The organism is Actinotalea sp. C106 (genome assembly GCF_023630195.1).
Lineage (GTDB): Bacteria > Actinomycetota > Actinomycetes > Actinomycetales > Cellulomonadaceae > Actinotalea.
In genome coordinates this window covers 1-14,468 of sequence record NZ_JALPKN010000057.1, presented here as the reverse complement: position 1 = coordinate 14,468, position 14,468 = coordinate 1, and the positions used below count along the sequence as shown (strand labels likewise).

The 14,468-nt window shown below is 72.0% G+C and carries 13 protein-coding genes and 1 tRNA gene; 6 read left to right on the top strand and 8 right to left on the bottom strand.

Annotated elements, in window-relative coordinates; genetic code table 11:
- Positions 1 to 18: 18 nt before the first annotated feature.
- On the bottom strand, positions 19 to 966 hold the full coding sequence (locus tag L0B03_RS06080; RefSeq protein ID WP_250444819.1) for a DUF808 domain-containing protein: 948 nt from the start codon (positions 964 to 966) through the stop codon (positions 19 to 21).
- Between the two features lie 190 nt (positions 967 to 1,156).
- On the opposite strand from L0B03_RS06080, the gene L0B03_RS06075 reads away from it, so the two are divergent.
- The 4 genes from L0B03_RS06075 (at position 1,157) to L0B03_RS06060 (ending at position 6,050) form a co-directional block, all read left to right on the top strand.
- A complete protein-coding gene (locus L0B03_RS06075; RefSeq protein ID WP_250444816.1) occupies positions 1,157 to 2,350 on the top strand; it encodes an NAD(P)/FAD-dependent oxidoreductase in 1,194 nt (397 codons plus the stop codon).
- 433 nt (positions 2,351 to 2,783) lie between these two features.
- The gene (locus L0B03_RS06070) at positions 2,784 to 4,415 is read left to right on the top strand and encodes a helix-turn-helix transcriptional regulator (RefSeq protein ID WP_250444814.1); all 1,632 of its coding nucleotides are present in this window, start codon (positions 2,784 to 2,786) and stop codon (positions 4,413 to 4,415) included.
- Positions 4,416 to 4,528: 113 nt separating this feature from the next.
- Entirely contained in the window at positions 4,529 to 5,050 is a 522-nt protein-coding gene (locus tag L0B03_RS06065; protein WP_250444812.1) for a hypothetical protein, read from the top strand.
- Positions 5,001 to 6,050 (top strand): class I SAM-dependent methyltransferase, encoded by a 1,050-nt coding sequence (locus tag L0B03_RS06060; protein WP_250444823.1) that lies wholly within the window; start codon positions 5,001 to 5,003, stop codon positions 6,048 to 6,050. Before L0B03_RS06065 ends, L0B03_RS06060 begins: the two co-directional genes overlap by 50 nt.
- A 23-nt stretch (positions 6,051 to 6,073) precedes the next feature.
- Here the strand turns inward: L0B03_RS06060 and L0B03_RS06055 are convergent, their stop codons facing one another.
- Together L0B03_RS06055 and L0B03_RS06050 are read right to left on the bottom strand one after the other, a co-directional pair.
- A complete protein-coding gene (locus L0B03_RS06055) occupies positions 6,074 to 6,547 on the bottom strand; it encodes a DUF1810 domain-containing protein (protein ID WP_250444809.1) in 474 nt (157 codons plus the stop codon).
- Positions 6,548 to 6,595: 48 nt separating this feature from the next.
- Positions 6,596 to 6,874, bottom strand: coding sequence for a substrate-binding domain-containing protein (locus tag L0B03_RS06050; RefSeq protein ID WP_250444821.1), 279 nt, complete (start codon positions 6,872 to 6,874; stop codon positions 6,596 to 6,598).
- Positions 6,875 to 6,915: 41 nt separating this feature from the next.
- On the opposite strand from L0B03_RS06050, the gene L0B03_RS06045 reads away from it, so the two are divergent.
- Positions 6,916 to 7,653, top strand: coding sequence for a dihydroxy-acid dehydratase (locus tag L0B03_RS06045; protein ID WP_284501445.1), 738 nt, complete (start codon positions 6,916 to 6,918; stop codon positions 7,651 to 7,653).
- 27 nt (positions 7,654 to 7,680) lie between these two features.
- Here the strand turns inward: L0B03_RS06045 and L0B03_RS06040 are convergent, their stop codons facing one another.
- Together L0B03_RS06040 and L0B03_RS06035 are read right to left on the bottom strand one after the other, a co-directional pair.
- A complete protein-coding gene (locus L0B03_RS06040; protein WP_250444807.1) occupies positions 7,681 to 8,241 on the bottom strand; it encodes a YqgE/AlgH family protein in 561 nt (186 codons plus the stop codon).
- Between the two features lie 48 nt (positions 8,242 to 8,289).
- Positions 8,290 to 8,445: a hypothetical protein gene (locus tag L0B03_RS06035; RefSeq protein ID WP_374204888.1), complete on the bottom strand. Its 156-nt coding sequence runs from the start codon at positions 8,443 to 8,445 to the stop codon at positions 8,290 to 8,292.
- Here L0B03_RS06035 and L0B03_RS06030 point away from each other — a divergent pair.
- Entirely contained in the window at positions 8,444 to 9,010 is a 567-nt protein-coding gene (locus L0B03_RS06030; protein WP_250444805.1) for a hypothetical protein, read from the top strand. The two genes, L0B03_RS06035 and L0B03_RS06030, sit on opposite strands and share 2 nt — an antisense overlap.
- Before the next feature lie 21 nt (positions 9,011 to 9,031).
- Here L0B03_RS06030 and L0B03_RS06025 read toward each other — a convergent pair whose 3' ends face one another.
- From L0B03_RS06025 to L0B03_RS06015, 3 genes are all read right to left on the bottom strand, one after another.
- Positions 9,032 to 10,546, bottom strand: coding sequence for a hypothetical protein (locus L0B03_RS06025; protein WP_250444802.1), 1,515 nt, complete (start codon positions 10,544 to 10,546; stop codon positions 9,032 to 9,034).
- A gap of 228 nt (positions 10,547 to 10,774) precedes the next feature.
- A tRNA-Met gene (locus L0B03_RS06020) sits at positions 10,775 to 10,848 on the bottom strand.
- Positions 10,849 to 11,078: 230 nt separating this feature from the next.
- The gene (locus L0B03_RS06015) at positions 11,079 to 14,114 is read right to left on the bottom strand and encodes a UPF0182 family protein (protein WP_250444800.1); all 3,036 of its coding nucleotides are present in this window, start codon (positions 14,112 to 14,114) and stop codon (positions 11,079 to 11,081) included.
- Positions 14,115 to 14,468 lie beyond the last annotated feature (354 nt).

The window sequence follows — 14,468 nt, the reverse complement described above, 5'->3', positions numbered from 1 at the left end:
GGCCGCGGCCGGCCCCCGTCAGTGGGCGGCGGGCGCGCGCCGGCGTCGCGGCACCACGTGCATGACGGCGACGACGACGGCCCCCACCAGCAGCCCCACCAGCGCCGAGGCCAGGGTGTTCACCAGCCAGGCCATGAACCCACCCACCCCCACCCACCCGTGCACGGCCTCCTCGAGGTGATGCACCAGCTCGTACGGGGCGTGCCACCCGAGCTCGTCGACCCCGACCAGCAGGATGTGACCACCGACCCAGAGCATCGCGACGATGCCGACCGTCGAGAGCACCGCGAGCACCTTCGGCATCGCACGGACCAGCAGACGTCCACCCGCGGCCACGACACCGCGGCGGGTCTCGGCGAGGTGCAGGCCGACGTCGTCCATCTTCACGATCAGCGCGACGATCCCGTACACCAGCGCCGTGATGCCGAGGGCGACCACGACGAGGATGACGGCGCGGGAGACCAGCGGCTCGTCGGCCACCTCGTTGAGGGCGATCACCATGATCTCGGCCGAGAGGATGAAGTCGGTGCGGATCGCCCCGCCGACCACCCGCTTCTCGGCGTCCTCGCCCTGCACCGCGGCGGGCACGGCGGCCTTCTCCTCGCGGTGGCCGGTCACCAGCTCGTAGACCTTCTCGGCCCCCTCGAAGGCCAGGTAGGTGCCGCCCACCATGAGGATCGGGGTGAGCAGCCACGGCAGCAGCTCGCTGAGCAGCAACGCGGCCGGGAGGATGAAGAGCAGCTTGTTGCGCAACGAGCCGATCGCGATCCTGCGCACGATGGGCAGCTCGCGCGCGGACGCGACGCCGTGGACGTAGCGCGGGGTCACGGCGGTGTCGTCGATCACGACCCCGGCGGCCTTCGCGCTCGCCCGGCCCGCGGCGGCGCCGACGTCGTCCACCGACGCCGCAGCGAGCTTCGCCAGGGCCGCGATGTCATCCAGTAGAGCTGCCAGACCGCCGGCCATCAGGTCTCCCTCGTCAGCGCCACGAGCCGCACGCGGGCCACGGCCGGGTGCCGAGCCCTGCGTCGTCCCGGCGAAAGAGTAGACGCCCCCGGCGCCGGTGAGCGGCGCGACCCCCGGCGCGCGCGGCGACCTGACCTGACCTAGCGTGGCGCAGGTCCGGTCAGCCGACCGCGGAAGGGTCGTCGCCACCATGAGCCACCACCAGCACCACGACGTCGTCGTCGTCGGAGGGGGCAACGCGGGCATCTCCCTCGCCGCCAAGCTCCGGCGCGACGGCTGCCGGGACGTCGCCGTCGTCGAGCCCAGCCCGGTGCACCACTACCGGCCGATGCTGTCCTTCGTCGCCTCCGGGACCGCACGCCTCGCGGACCTGCGCCGGCCCCAGTCCCAGGCCATGCCCACCGGGTGCCACTGGTACGCGAGCCGGGTCACCGCCGTCGACCCCGTCCGCTCGACCGTCGAGCTCGCGGACGGGGAGACCCTCACCTACGGCGATCTCGTCGTCTGCCCCGGGTCCGAGGTCGACTGGGACGCCCTGCCCGGGTCCCGCGAGGCCGTCGCGACCCCTGCCGCGTCGACGAGCTACCTGCCCGAGCACGCCGAGCAGACCTGGGCGATGCTCTCCTCGCTCACCGCGGGCACCGCCGTCTTCGTCATCTCCGCCCAGCACGTCCCGTGCTCCCCCGTCGCCCTCAAGCCCTTGCTCATGGCCGCCGACCACTGGCGCACCGTCGGCACCCTGGACGCGATCGACATCGAGCTCGTGGTCGAGGGGACGCACCTGGTGAACCACGCCCGTGCCGACCGAGAGCTGCGGGCCGCCGCGGAGAGCTACGGCGTCCACGTGCGCACCTCGACCACCGTCGATCGCATCGACCCGGTGCAGCAGGTCCTTCAGCTGCGCTCCCTCGAGGGCTCGAGCGAGCTGGGCTACGACGCCCTGTACCTCGCCCCGCCGCACCGGGCCCCCACGTGGGTCGCGGCGAACGACCTCAGCAGCGAGAGCAGTGACGGGTTCGTCGCGGTCGACCCGACGACCCTGCAGCACCGCACCCATCCGCGCGTGTGGGGCCTGGGGGACGCAGCAGATCTCGACACCCTCCCCTCAGGGGGCGCGCTGCGCAAGCAGGTCCCGGTGGTCGCGCACAACATCGCCGCCCGTCGGTCCGGCCGCCCGATGCGGCACTACTCGGGCTACTCGATCGCCCCCGTGACGACGTCGAGGTCTCGCCTGCTGCTCGCCGAGTTCGACCGCCACGGCCGGCCCGAGCCGACCCTGCGCTTCCCCGACCTCGTGCGTCCGCGGCGCACCACGTTGCTCTTCGACCGCTACGTCGAGCCGCAGGTCTACTGGCGTCGTCTGCTGCGCGGGCACGTGTCCTGACGCGCGCGGTTCGGGACCGCCCCGAGCCCAGCCGGTCACCCGAGCCCTGGCGATGCGTCCCCGCCCGTCTCGGAGGACGGATGACCACGGCGGCCCCGGGCCCTGCGCCCCGTGAGACACCGGCGCACGAGCATGCCCCTGCGCCCTCCGCCGGGCACGAGCCTCGGACCTCGGTGACCTGGAGGTCCTCGACTCCCGGTCGGGCGAGCGACCAGGCAGCCCGCTCGAGCACCCGGACCGCCAGGGTGTCAGCGTCCTGCCTGACGAGCCGCCCGGGGACGTGGTGCCACTCGAGGACACAGCCGCGGTCAGCCTGCGTGTCGAGGGCGTCGACGTCGACGGGGGCGTGCTGGGGACGGCGGGAGTCGTCGAGGACTGAGGCGCCGGGCGAGATTGCCCCTGCCCTCACCACACCGCCACCACGAGGTCTAGCGTGGCCATCACGATGGACGGCACGGAGGAGCTCGTGACGGCGCGGGCCGCGTACACCCGGGGTGACTGGCAGGTCGCCTACGGAACTCTGACGCGGCTGCGCGAGGTGCAGAGCCTCGAGCCCGCCGATCTCGCCCTGCTCGGCGGGGCCGCCTGGTGGGTCGGGCAGACGCAGGAGTCCCTCGAGGTCACCGAGCATGCTTTCACCCTCATGGAGCGCGACGGCGACACGGCTGGCGCGGCGGGGCGAGCCCTCGACCTGGCGCTCCTGTGGTTCACCCGCGGCGATGCCGTGATCACCTCCGGGTGGCTGCAGCGCGCCCGAAGGCTGCTGACGGACCTCCCGGAGGGCCCGACCCACGGCTACCTGCAGTACATCGACGGGGCGATGGCCCTCGCCCGCTGGGAGATGCCTCCCGTGCGGCGCGCCGCCGAGGCGCTCGGGCAGCTGGCGCGCCGCGTGGACGCCCCGGCCCTCACCTCGCTCAGCCTCGTGCTCTCGGGGCTGGCGGACCTCCGTCACGGTGACACCGAGCACGGGTTCGCCCAGCTCGACGAGGCGATGCTGCCGGTCCTCGCCGGTCAGCTCGCTCCCGAGTGGGCCGGCGAGGTCTACTGCACGGTCATCCACGCCTGTCACGAGCTCGGCGACCTGCGCCGGATGCGCGAGTGGACCCGGGCGACCGAGCAGTGGTGCGCGCAGTTCCACGGCGAGGTCGTGTTCTCGGGGATCTGCCGCGTGCACCGGCTGCAGCTCCAGTGCACCGAAGGAGGCTGGGCGGCCGCGGAGGAGGCGATCGCGCTCAGCGGGTCCGAGCTCGAGGGACGCAACAACTGGGTCGCGGGTGAGGCGATGTACCAGCTCGGGGAGATCCGCCGTCTGCGCGGTGACCTTCCGGGAGCCCTCGCCGCCTACGCAAGAGCCCGCGCCTTGGGCACCGAGCCCCAACCGGGCGAGTCCCTCCTCCAGCATGCGACAGGAGACGGCGGGGCCGCCTGGTCGGGGCTGTCGGGGGCGCTGGCCGGCAGGGACCGTCTTGCCTCGGCACGGTTGCTCGCCTCAGGGGTCGAGGTCGCCCTGGGTCTCGGTCTCGTGGACGAGGCGGACCGCTGGTGCGGACGCCTCGAGAAGACTGCACAGCACTTCGACACCGCCGGGTTCCGGGCCTGGGCAGGGCACGCCCGCGGCGCCGTCGAGGTCGCGCAGGGTCGGTACACCGAGGCCGTCGCCACCCTGGAGGCAGCTGCGCGTGAGTACCGCGACCTGCACTGCCGCTACGACACCGCGCGGGTCTACGAGCTGCTCGCCCAGGCCCACCTCGGCGCCGGCCGCACGGGGGTCGCCGCGGGTGACCGGGCGACCGCCCTCGCGATCTATCGTGAGCTCGGGGCCGAGCCCGACGTCGCGCGCCTCGACCAGGGAGAGGTCCCCGGCGGGCTGACCGAGCGTGAGGCCGAGGTGCTGTCCCGGGTCGCGGCCGGGCTGACGAACCGGGTGGTGGCCCGCGAGCTGTTCATCAGCGAGAAGACCGTGAGTCGCCACCTGGCGAACATCTTCACCAAGATCGGCGTCTCCTCCCGCACTGCTGCGGCGGCGTGGGCGCACGAGAACGGTCTGCGCCGCCGGCGGTGAGCCGGATGCACCATCCTCGCCCGTCACCCTGCACCGAAGTCCCGACGCGGCCCGCTCCCCCGCACGCCTAGCGTCGTCAACCCAGGCACCGACGACGGAAGGAGTGCGCTGCCATGTCCATCGACCTGACCGTGGCTGCCGGTAGCGCCTCGACGGTGATCTTCGTCAGCAGCGTGATGCCCATGGTCGTCAAGGCCCTGCGGACCAAGGACCTGACGTCGTACAGCGTGCCGAGCCTCCTGCTGAGCAACGTGGGCAACCTCGTGCACTCTTTCTACGTCTACAGCCTCCCGGCCGGGCCCATCTGGGCGCTGCACGGCTTCTACCTGGTGACCACCGCCCTCATGCTCGTGATGACCCTCCGGTATCGAACCGACCGGCCGCAGGTGCACGGTCTGCCCCATGCCCACGGCGACGGGACGCACCATTCACCCGATGTGGCGGTGCGCGGTCGCTACCTAGCGTCGACGGAGGCCGGCCACTGGGGCACGGCAGAACCGGAGGACGACGATGACCACCACCACGCAGACCACCAGCGCCACCACCCTGGAGGCGCCGCGCCAGGACGCCGGACCGGACCTGGACGTGGCGGCCGTCGAGGCCTTCACCGAGCGCATGCTCGGCGTCCTCGATGACGCCGCCCTCGCCATCCTGACCAGCACCGGTCATCAGACCGGGTTGCTCGAGACGATGGCGGGGCTGCCCGCCGCGACCAGCGAGCAGATCGCCGTCGCTGCCGACCTCGATGAGCGGTACGTCCGCGAGTGGCTGGGCGGGATGACCACGGCGGGGATCCTCCGGTACGACGCCGCGACCTCCACGTACCTCCTGCCCCGGGAGCACGCGGCCGTGCTCACCTCCGCGGCGGGCCCGGGCAACATGGCGATCCTCATGCAGCACGTCGCGATGATGGGTGAGGTCGAGCAGAAGACGATCGACCGCTTCCGCCACGGCGGCGGCCTCGCCTACGCCGACTACCCGCACTTCCACCGCAACATGGCCGAGACGAGCGCCGCGATCCACGACGCCGCCCTCGTCCACGGGGTGCTCCCGCTCGTCCCCGGGCTGCCCGAGGCGCTGCGCCGTGGCATCGAGGTCGCCGACGTCGGCTGCGGGCACGGGCACGCGGTGAACCTCATGGCCCAGGCGTTCCCGCGCAGCCGGTTCACCGGGTTCGACTTCTCGACCACGGCGATCGACGCCGCCCGCGCGGAGTCCCGCACCATGGGGCTCACGAACGCCTCGTTCGAGGTGGTCGACGTCGCCGAGCTCGACGCCATGTCACGCTTCGACGCCGTCACCGCCTTCGACGCCATCCACGACCAGGCCCGGCCGGCCGTGGTGCTCGCGAACGTGCGGCGGGCCCTGCGCCCGGGCGGGACCTTCCTCATGGTCGACATCAAGGCCTCGAGCGACGTCGCGAAGAACGTCGACCTGCCCTGGGCGAGCTACCTGTACGCGATCTCGACATACCACTGCATGAGCGTCTCGCTCGGGCTCGGCGGCGATGGCCTGGGCACCGTGTGGGGCGTCGAGCGCGCCGCGACGATGCTCACCGAGGCAGGGTTCGAACGCGTGGAGGAGAAGGAGGTCGCCGCAGACCCCTTCAACGCCTACTTCGTCGCACAGCGCTGAGGCGAGGGGCCGTCGGGGTGCGCTCAGGTGCGCTCGACGACGCCGGCCGGCGCCCCGGCCGCGAGAAGGCGGAGCGTCTCGTCGTCCTCCGCGCCTCCGAAGTACCGCCCGAGGACGGCGACGAAGGTCGCCGTCCTCGGGCGGTCGGCATCGTCCGTGGCAGCGTGCGCGAAGAGGGTCATCGAGGACCGCAGCTTCTGCGCGTCAACCTCGCCCAGCACCGCGACCGGGTCGTCGCCGGGCAGGTCGAGCAGCGTCTGGGCGCACTCCACGAGGCGAGGGCCCAGCACCGGGTCCGCGAGGTACCGGCGAGCCTCCTCGACCCCGTCGATCCCGTAGTGCTGGGCGATGTCACTGCGACCGAGCCCCCGCAGCTGCGGGAGCACGAACCACATCCAGTGGCTGCGCTTGCGGCCCGCACGCAGCTCGGCGAGCGCCGTGGCGTACGTGTCGTCTGCCGACTGGGCGATGAGGAAGCGTTCGAGATCCCGTGCCATGTCCCCATCCTCCCCGACCGTCTCACGGTCGACGACGCCGCGTCCTGATCAGCGGGGTGGGCCCGGCGACGCGGTGGACTCGCGCACCACGAGCGTGGTCGAGAGCTGGACGTGGTGGGAGTCGATGCTCTCGCCCCGCGCCACCTGCAGGAGGGTGCGCAGGGCGACCTTCCCCATCTCGACGATGGGCTGCCGCACGGTGGTGAGGGCGGGGGCCGAGGAGGCCGCGGCGGAGCTGTCGTCGAACCCGACGACGGACAGGTCCTGCGGGACGCGCAGGCCGTGTCGCGCATCGTCAGCGTGCTGCCCAACGGACCGGTCCAGCACCCCACCCTGCGCATGTTCCTCGCCGCGGGACCCCCGAGGTGATGCTGCACCTGCGTGACCTCGGGGTGCTCCACCTCGACGCCCTCACCGCGACCGGCGAGACCCTCGGGACCGTCCTGGAGTGGTGGGAGACCTCCGAGCGCCGGGCCCGCATGAAGCAGGTCCTCCTCGACCAGCAGGGCATCGACGCCGACGGCGTGTTCCACCACGACGGCCCGGCCCGGGTCTTCACCTCCGAGGCCGGCGCCATGGCCGCGATCAAGGCCCGCGAGGTCGCCCCCGGCGACGTCATGGTCATCATGGGCGGCGGCCCTCTCGGCACCGGGATGGAGGAGACCTACCAGGTCACCTCGGCGCTCAAGCACCTCAGCTACGGCAAGGAGATCTCCCTCATCACCGACGCCCGCTTCTCGGGGGTCTCGACCGGCGCCTGCCTCGGGCACGTGGGCCCCGAGGCGCTCGCGGGCGGTCCGATCGGCAAGCCCCGCGACGGCGACCTGGTCGAGATCCGGATCGACGTCGCCGGCCTCGAGGGCACCGTCGACTACGTCGGCGACGCCGACGCCCGCGTGACCCCGCAGGAGGGCGCCCGGATCCTCGCCGCCCGCGCCCCGCACCCCGACCTGGCCCCTCACCGGCAGCTCCCCGACGACACCCGTCTGTGGGCGGCGCTCCAGGAGGCCAGCGGCGGGACCTGGAACGGGTCCGTCTACGACACCGACCGCATCGTCGCGGTGCTGCGTGCCGGGCTCGACGCCCTGGACGGCACGGCGAGCTGAGTCCCACCACCTGGCGGCCGAGGTACCTCAGTTCAGGCTCGGGTCCACCGGGGCGGTCGACAGGATCGCGATGGCACCGCCCTGCCGTCGCATCACCGCCTTCCACAGTCCAGCCGGGTCACCGGTGACGACGTCGGAGGGCAACGCGGGGAAGACGTACCAGTCCCCCGCCGCGACCTCGGCCTCGAGCTGCCCGCCGGACCAGCCGGCGTGCCCCGCGAAGACGCGCAGTCCGAGCACCCCGCGGACCGCCTCAGGCTCGGCGTCCAGGTCCGCGAGACCGAAGGCCCCTGCCACCCTCGTGACGGCGCGCGGGGGGTCGACCCCGGCGACGAGGGTCGCGACCGCGAGGGCCCCGTCGATGCCGACCGGGCCGCCCTGGAAGAGGTTCGGCGGACCCGCCACGACGTCCTGCCAGGTCGGGAGCACAGACCCGACGGCGACGTCGAGCTCGCGGTTGAGCACCACCCCCAGCGCGCCCTCCTCGTCGAGGTGGAGCAGCAGGACCACGGCGCGCTGGAAGCTCGGGTCCGCGAGCTGCGGGACCGCGACGAGGAGGTCCCCCGGGTTCAGTCGCGTCTGCTCCATGCCCCCATCCTCGCGGACGACGCCGCGGGCGTCGTCCGGTGGGCGGCCCTACGCCTCCTGCGCCGCCGCCCACGCGGCGACCCGGGCGGCCCTCTCGGCCTCGGCGAGGTCCTCGACCCGGGACATGAGCGACCAGCGCACCCCGAAGCCGCACCGCAAGACCAGGGCACCTGGGCACACAGACCCGTCAGGAGGGGATGCCATGCCACCGCCACGCCGTCGCACACGACCACCGAGCGCTGCCCTGGCCACGGGCGCGGCCCTCGTGGGGCTGTCCGCGTGCGGCCCGGGACCGGCTGCGCCCCCACCATCGGCCGAGATCGGCGCTACCGCAGACTGCCTCGCCGACGACGTCGTCCACACCCTGCTCGGCAGGGTGCCCGACGGGCCGCCCCGGCCAGCACCCGAACCTGGCACCGTCCCCGAGGACTTCGTCCCCGTGCACGTCGTGGAGTGCAGCCTCGGCCCCGGCGAGGTCAGGGTGCTCGAGCCCGAGACCTCCACGATCCGGGTGCAAGAGATCACGCGCGGGGGCGACCTGACCAGCCTCCTGGCAGCCCTCGACCGTCCCTCCCGCGAGGCCGACCCGGGCCAGGCCTGCCCGGCCGTCGCGATCCTCGTGCCCGAGCTGTACCTGGTCGACCGCGACGGGAGGGCCGTTCGACCTGTCTGGCCCCGCGACGGATGTCGCCTCCCCGACGAGGCCGTCGACGACGCTCTTCTCGCACTGCCCGAGGTCGACGTCCGCGACCTCGAACGTCGGGGCTAGCACCGGCCTCCGGGCCAGGCCCTACGCGAGGCCGACCAGCGCCGCCACCACGCCCACCGCACCGAGCCCGGCCAGCGCGTAGGCCGGGCGGCGGGGCATCTGGCCCTCGCGCGCCATGCCGCGGCCGAACATGAAGTACACGAAGGGGTGCACGAGGAAGGGCATCGCGAACACGAAGGCGATCAGCGCAGCGGCCTCGGCGCCGAACAGCCCACCCTGAAGGGCGGCGAAGACGCCGAAGTGCGACAGCGCGGCGCTGGTGGCCATGACGGAGTGAGCGAGCGACAGGTGGGACAGCATCAGCAGCCCACCGAACAGCGCGATCAGCTGCCAGCCAAAGGAGAACAGCATCAACCCCTTCACCTCGGCGCGGTCCTCCCCGGCCGATCGGCGGAGCTGACGCAGGGCGACGGCGGTGAGCGCCAGGCCGATCGCCGCCATGGCTGCCGTCGGCCACACCAGCAGCTGTCCCGCGTCGACGCTGAACGCGAGGATCGCGAACAGGAACACGTGCCCGAAGAACGGCACCGAGATCATGATCGGCGCGCGGCGCTGGGCGGTCTCGCCCATGTCACCGGCGGTGCACGCGCCCGTGAGCCCGGCGTGCGACAGTGCGCCGGCCATCCCCGGCGCGAGGTTGCGCACCGCGGCCGTGCGGCCGACCAGCATCAGCACCGAGATCCCGCCGAACATCCACATGAGCTGCCCGAAGAAGCCGTACAGCAGCATCGGCGCCATGCCGTCCAGCGCCAGCGACTCCACCAGCAGCGAGCCGCCGACGATGAAGTTGGCCGCCAGCACCACGGGGATCCCGCCGAACATCAGCGCCCGCACCGCCGGCCCGTGAGTCCATCGTGGGAAGACCCACCCCAGGCCCACGGCGATCAGCATCGCGAAGAAGATCGGCGGGAAGGCGACGACCTCCCGGACCCCGTCGGCGACGAAGGCCGCGCCGGCCAGGACGAGGATGAGGAGGATCAGCTCGACGGTGCCCTTGGTGAGGTAGCGGCGCTTGTCGGCGATCTGGGCGCCGGGGTCGATCAGGATCACTGCGAAGACGAGTCCCAGGTACGCCAGCAGCGGCAGGATCTCCTGCTGCCCGTCCCCGCTGCCGAGCAGGACCCTCACGGTCGCGTCCACGCCCAGCAGCACGAAGAACGAGCGCACGATGAAGACGAACTGCGTGCGACCGGTACCGAGCACGACCTCCTTGTCGTTGAGCACCACCGAGGTGTCGTCCGGCACCGTCACACCGCCGAACAGGCGTCGGAGCTCCTGGCCGCCGACGAAGAACGACGCCGTGAGCGCGACGATGGTGGCGCGCGAGAGCATGTTCATGAGGTAGAGGTCGGGCAGGCCGGAGGTGCCCGCACCCGTCGCCACCAGCAGGGCGCCCAGGGCGAGGCCGAACACCACGATGATCAAGATCGCCGAGTAGCGGGACCCTGCCACGACGGCGCGGGCCACCATCACGATCGGCACGAGCATCAGGAGGGTCAGCCAGAACTGGTCCAGGAAGGCGATGGCGTCGATCATGCGCGAAGTCTGCCAAGCGTTTCGCCCGGCGACAGGGGCCGTTAGCCCCCTTCCGCGTCTCGTGCGTGCACTACCCACGGCCAGCGACGGGGTCCTCCGCGAGGCAGCTCGCCGGACCGTCCCGTCCGCCGCTCGACCACCGCCGCATGCACAGCAGGCGCATGACCAGACGACAGAGGCCCTCCCTCCCATCAGGGAGAGAGGGCCTCTGAACTGCTACTTCACAAGTAGCGGGGGTAGGATTTGAACCTACGACCTCTGGGTTATGAGCCCAGCGAGCTACCGAGCTGCTCCACCCCGCGTCGGTGATTCCAGACTACGGCACCCCTCCGGTGAGACCAAATCGGGCCCCTCCGCACGGCTGCACTCCCGGAGTGCGACACCGACAGCCAGTCCCGAGACGACGGGAGCGGGGTGCACTCAGGTCACCATGTGACCCGAATCCACCCCGCTCCCGTCAGAACGCCACCGAGCTGCGTCGGTGCCGGGCGCCGGGAGGCGGGCCCTCGCGAGGGCCCGCCTCCCGGGGGCGTCAGCCCTCGAGCTCGGTCTCGGCCGCGATGGCCTGCTCGAGAGCCTGCTGCAGTCGCTCCTGGGCCTCGCCGTAGGCGGCGAAGTCACCGTCGGCGAGGGCCTCCTGGCCCTCGAGGAGCGCCGCGTTCGCATCGGCCAGCGCGGCGTCCAGACGGGCCCGCGCGTCACCGGTCGGCGCCGGGTCCGTCGTCGGCTCGTCGGTCGGCTCGGTCGTGGGCTCCGTCGTCGGCTCGGCCGACGGGGTCGGCACGGTCTCGTCGACGATGTCGTCCGGGGACGTGGGCTCGTCGCCGTCGACCGGCGCGTCGGGCACCTCTTCGACGTCGTCACCGGGCTCGACGCCCTCGACACCGGCGTCACCCTCGAAGACCTGGTCGAGGGCTTCCTCGAGGGTCTCGGCGAAGCCGATCTGGTCGCCGAAGGAGACCAGCACCCGCTGCAGCAGCGGGAACCGGGTGCCCTCGGAGGCCTGCACGTACACGGGCTGCACGTAGAGCAGACCGCCACCGACCGGGAGGGTCAGCAGGTTGCCGCTGACCACCGTCGAGTTGCCGAGCTGCAGCACGTTGAGGCTCTGCGAGACCTCCGGGTTGGACCGGAAGTTGTTCTGCACCTGGCCCGGTCCGGGCACCGTCGTGTTCCTGGGGAGCTCGAGGAGCCTGAGCGTGCCGTAGCCCTCACGCCTCTCCCCCGCCTGGTCGCCAGGCTCGGCATCCACCGCGAGGAAGCCCGTGAGGACGTTGCGGTCGGTCTGACCGCCCGGGATGAAGGTCGACGTCAGGGAGAACGTGGGCTCGTCCTGGGTCGGCATCTCGAGGGTCAGGTAGTACGGCGGCTGGGTGAGCGACTCGGTGACCGGGTCCTGCGGGTTCTGCCAGAAGTCCTGGCCCGAGTAGTACTCGGCCGCGGTGTCGACGTGGTAGGTCGCGAGCAGGTTGCGCTGCACCTTGAACATGTCCTCCGGGTAGCGGAGGTGGCTCATCAGGTCGCCGCTGATCTCGGACATGGGCTGGATCTTGGTCGGGAAGATGCCCTGCCAGGTCTCCAGGACCGGGTCCTCGTCGTCCCACGCGTACAGGGTGACCTCGCCCGTGTAGGCGTCGACCGTGGCCTTGACCGAGTTGCGGACGTAGTTCACCTCCTGCGGGGCGAGGGCCGCGATGGTGTCCGACTGGCCGGTGAGCGAGTCGACCGTCACGTCGTCCAGGGACCGCGAGGCCGCGTAGGGGTAGCCGTCACCGGTGGTGTAGCCGTCGACGATCCACACGACCTTCTCGTCGACCACCGCGGGGTACACGCGGGTGTCGAGGGTCAGGTACGGGGCGACCTTGCCGACGCGGTCGCGCGGGTCACGGTCGAAGAGGATCTGCGACTCCTCGGTCACCCGGTCGGAGAACAGGATCTGCTCCGAGCCGAACTTGACCGCGAAGAGCAGCTGGTTCCACAGGTTGCCGATGCTCGGGCCTGCGGTGATCTCGTCGGTCGGGAAGGTCGTGTTGACCTGGCCGCTCGGCTCGTCGTCGTCCGGGAAGTCCAGCTCCCACGGCTCGGTGCCCTCGGGGGCCCCGACGATCGAGTAGTCGGGCGTGTTCTGGCCGAAGTAGATCCGCGGCTCGTAGTCCCCGAGAGACCCCGTGGACGGGATCCCGCCCTGGTAGAAGGCGGGGCGTCCGTCGGCCGCCGTGGTGTTGCCGTAGGCCGCGACGACACCGAAGCCGTGCGTGAAGACGGTGTGGTCGTTGACCCAGGTGCGCTGGTCGGCGCCCAGTCCGGCGAGGTTGAGCTCGCGGACCGCGATCACGGTGTCGCGGCTCTCGCCGTCGATCTGGTAGCGGTCGACCGCGAGGGTGTCGGGGAAGTTGTAGTACTGCTTGTTCTGCTGGAGCTGACGGAAGGACGGGCTGACCACCGCGGGGTCGAGCAGACGGATGCTCGCCGTGGTCTCGGCGTCCTCGCGCAGCGCACCGGCCTGGCCGACCAGCGTCGCGTCGTAGGAGGTGTACTCGACCTCGTCGAGGCCGAAGGCCGTGCGCGTGGCGTCGATGTTGCGCTGGATGTACTCGGCCTCGAGGGCCTGGGCGTTCGGCTCCACCTGGAAGCGCTGGACCACCGACGGGTACACCCCGCCGACCGCGATGGCGGCGACCACCATGGTCCCGACACCGATCGCCGGGAGCCGCCAGGTGCCACGGACGGCGGCGACCAGGAAGAGCGCTCCGACCAGGAGCGCGACCCCCGCGAGGATGGCCTTGGAGGGCATGACGGCGTTGACGTCGGCGTAGGCCGCGCCCTGGATGAGCTCACCCTCGGTGACGAGCAGCGAGTAGCGGTCCAGCCAGTAGTTCGCGGCGATGAGCACCATGATCAGGGCGGCCGTGACACCCAGCTGGACGCGCGCGGCCCGCGTGGTGCGGTCCCCGGTGCCACCGAGCCGCAGCCCGCCGTACAGGTACTGGGTGGCCAGCCCCGCGATGCCCGCGATGACCGCCACGGCCATGAGGAAGGACACCACGAAGCGCAGCGCCGGCAGCGTGAACATGAAGAAGGAGATGTCCATGCCGAACTCGGGGTCGGCGATCCCGAACTCGGTGCCGTTGAGGAAGAGCTGGACGGTCTCCCACTGGGCCGAGGCCGCTGCCCCGGCGAAGAACCCGAGGACCGCGGGGGCAGCGAAGACCACCAGACGGCGAAGAGGCTCGACCATCTCGCGGTACTGGTCCAGCGAGGCCTGCTCGGGGGTCGAGGGGGCGTAGATCGGGCGCGTGCGGTAGCCGACCGAGAGGGCCGCGAACACCGCCGCCGCCATGATGACGAACCCTGCCGCGAAGAGGAGGCCGCGGGTCAGCCACTCGACCCGCAGCACATCGACGTACCCGACGGCGTCGAACCAGAGGACCTCGGTCCACAGGTTGGCGGCGAGCATGAACAGGATGCCCAGGACGACGAGGACCACCACGGTCGGACCGAGGGCTCCTCGGCGTCGGCCCGGGCGCGCGGCTCCGGGGGCTGGTCGGGGGGATGAAGCGAAGGTCACGGGTCTGTACCTCGTCGAAGCTCGGCGGGCGGCGGGTCGTCGTCCAGGAGCCCGAGGCAGACGGCGTCGTCGTCCGTACCTGGGGCTCAGCAGCACAACGTGCGTGCGTCGCCTCAGGTTCCCACAGGACCTTCACCCCCCGCGCACGCTCGGCCCCCTGGTGACCGGATCGTGACCACCTGACACGATGGAGCCATGACGGACCACGCCGGCCAGGAGCCCACGCCCGCCACCGACTCCCCCCGCCCCCCGGCCCTCGAGCCCGCGACCCGGGGACTGGCCGACGCCGTGGCCGAGATCGAGCGGCACGTCGCCGCCTCCGGCTGGGACGGCCCGGTGCGCGTCTTCGCCCTC

What these genes read in the sequence shown, in the direction of transcription:
- L0B03_RS06080 (WP_250444819.1), bottom strand. Translation starts at nt 966, where the DNA reads ATGGCCGGCGGTCTGGCAGCTCTACTGGATGACATCGCGGCCCTGGCG.
- L0B03_RS06075 (WP_250444816.1), top strand. Translation starts at nt 1,157, where the DNA reads ATGAGCCACCACCAGCACCACGACGTCGTCGTCGTCGGAGGGGGCAAC.
- L0B03_RS06065 (WP_250444812.1), top strand. Translation starts at nt 4,529, where the DNA reads ATGTCCATCGACCTGACCGTGGCTGCCGGTAGCGCCTCGACGGTGATC.
- L0B03_RS06055 (WP_250444809.1), bottom strand. Translation starts at nt 6,547, where the DNA reads ATGGCACGGGATCTCGAACGCTTCCTCATCGCCCAGTCGGCAGACGAC.
- L0B03_RS06045 (WP_284501445.1), top strand. Translation starts at nt 6,916, where the DNA reads ATGCTGCACCTGCGTGACCTCGGGGTGCTCCACCTCGACGCCCTCACC.
- L0B03_RS06040 (WP_250444807.1), bottom strand. Translation starts at nt 8,241, where the DNA reads ATGGAGCAGACGCGACTGAACCCGGGGGACCTCCTCGTCGCGGTCCCG.
- L0B03_RS06030 (WP_250444805.1), top strand. Translation starts at nt 8,444, where the DNA reads ATGCCACCGCCACGCCGTCGCACACGACCACCGAGCGCTGCCCTGGCC.
- L0B03_RS06035 (WP_374204888.1), bottom strand. Translation starts at nt 8,445, where the DNA reads ATGGCATCCCCTCCTGACGGGTCTGTGTGCCCAGGTGCCCTGGTCTTG.
- L0B03_RS06025 (WP_250444802.1), bottom strand. Translation starts at nt 10,546, where the DNA reads ATGATCGACGCCATCGCCTTCCTGGACCAGTTCTGGCTGACCCTCCTG.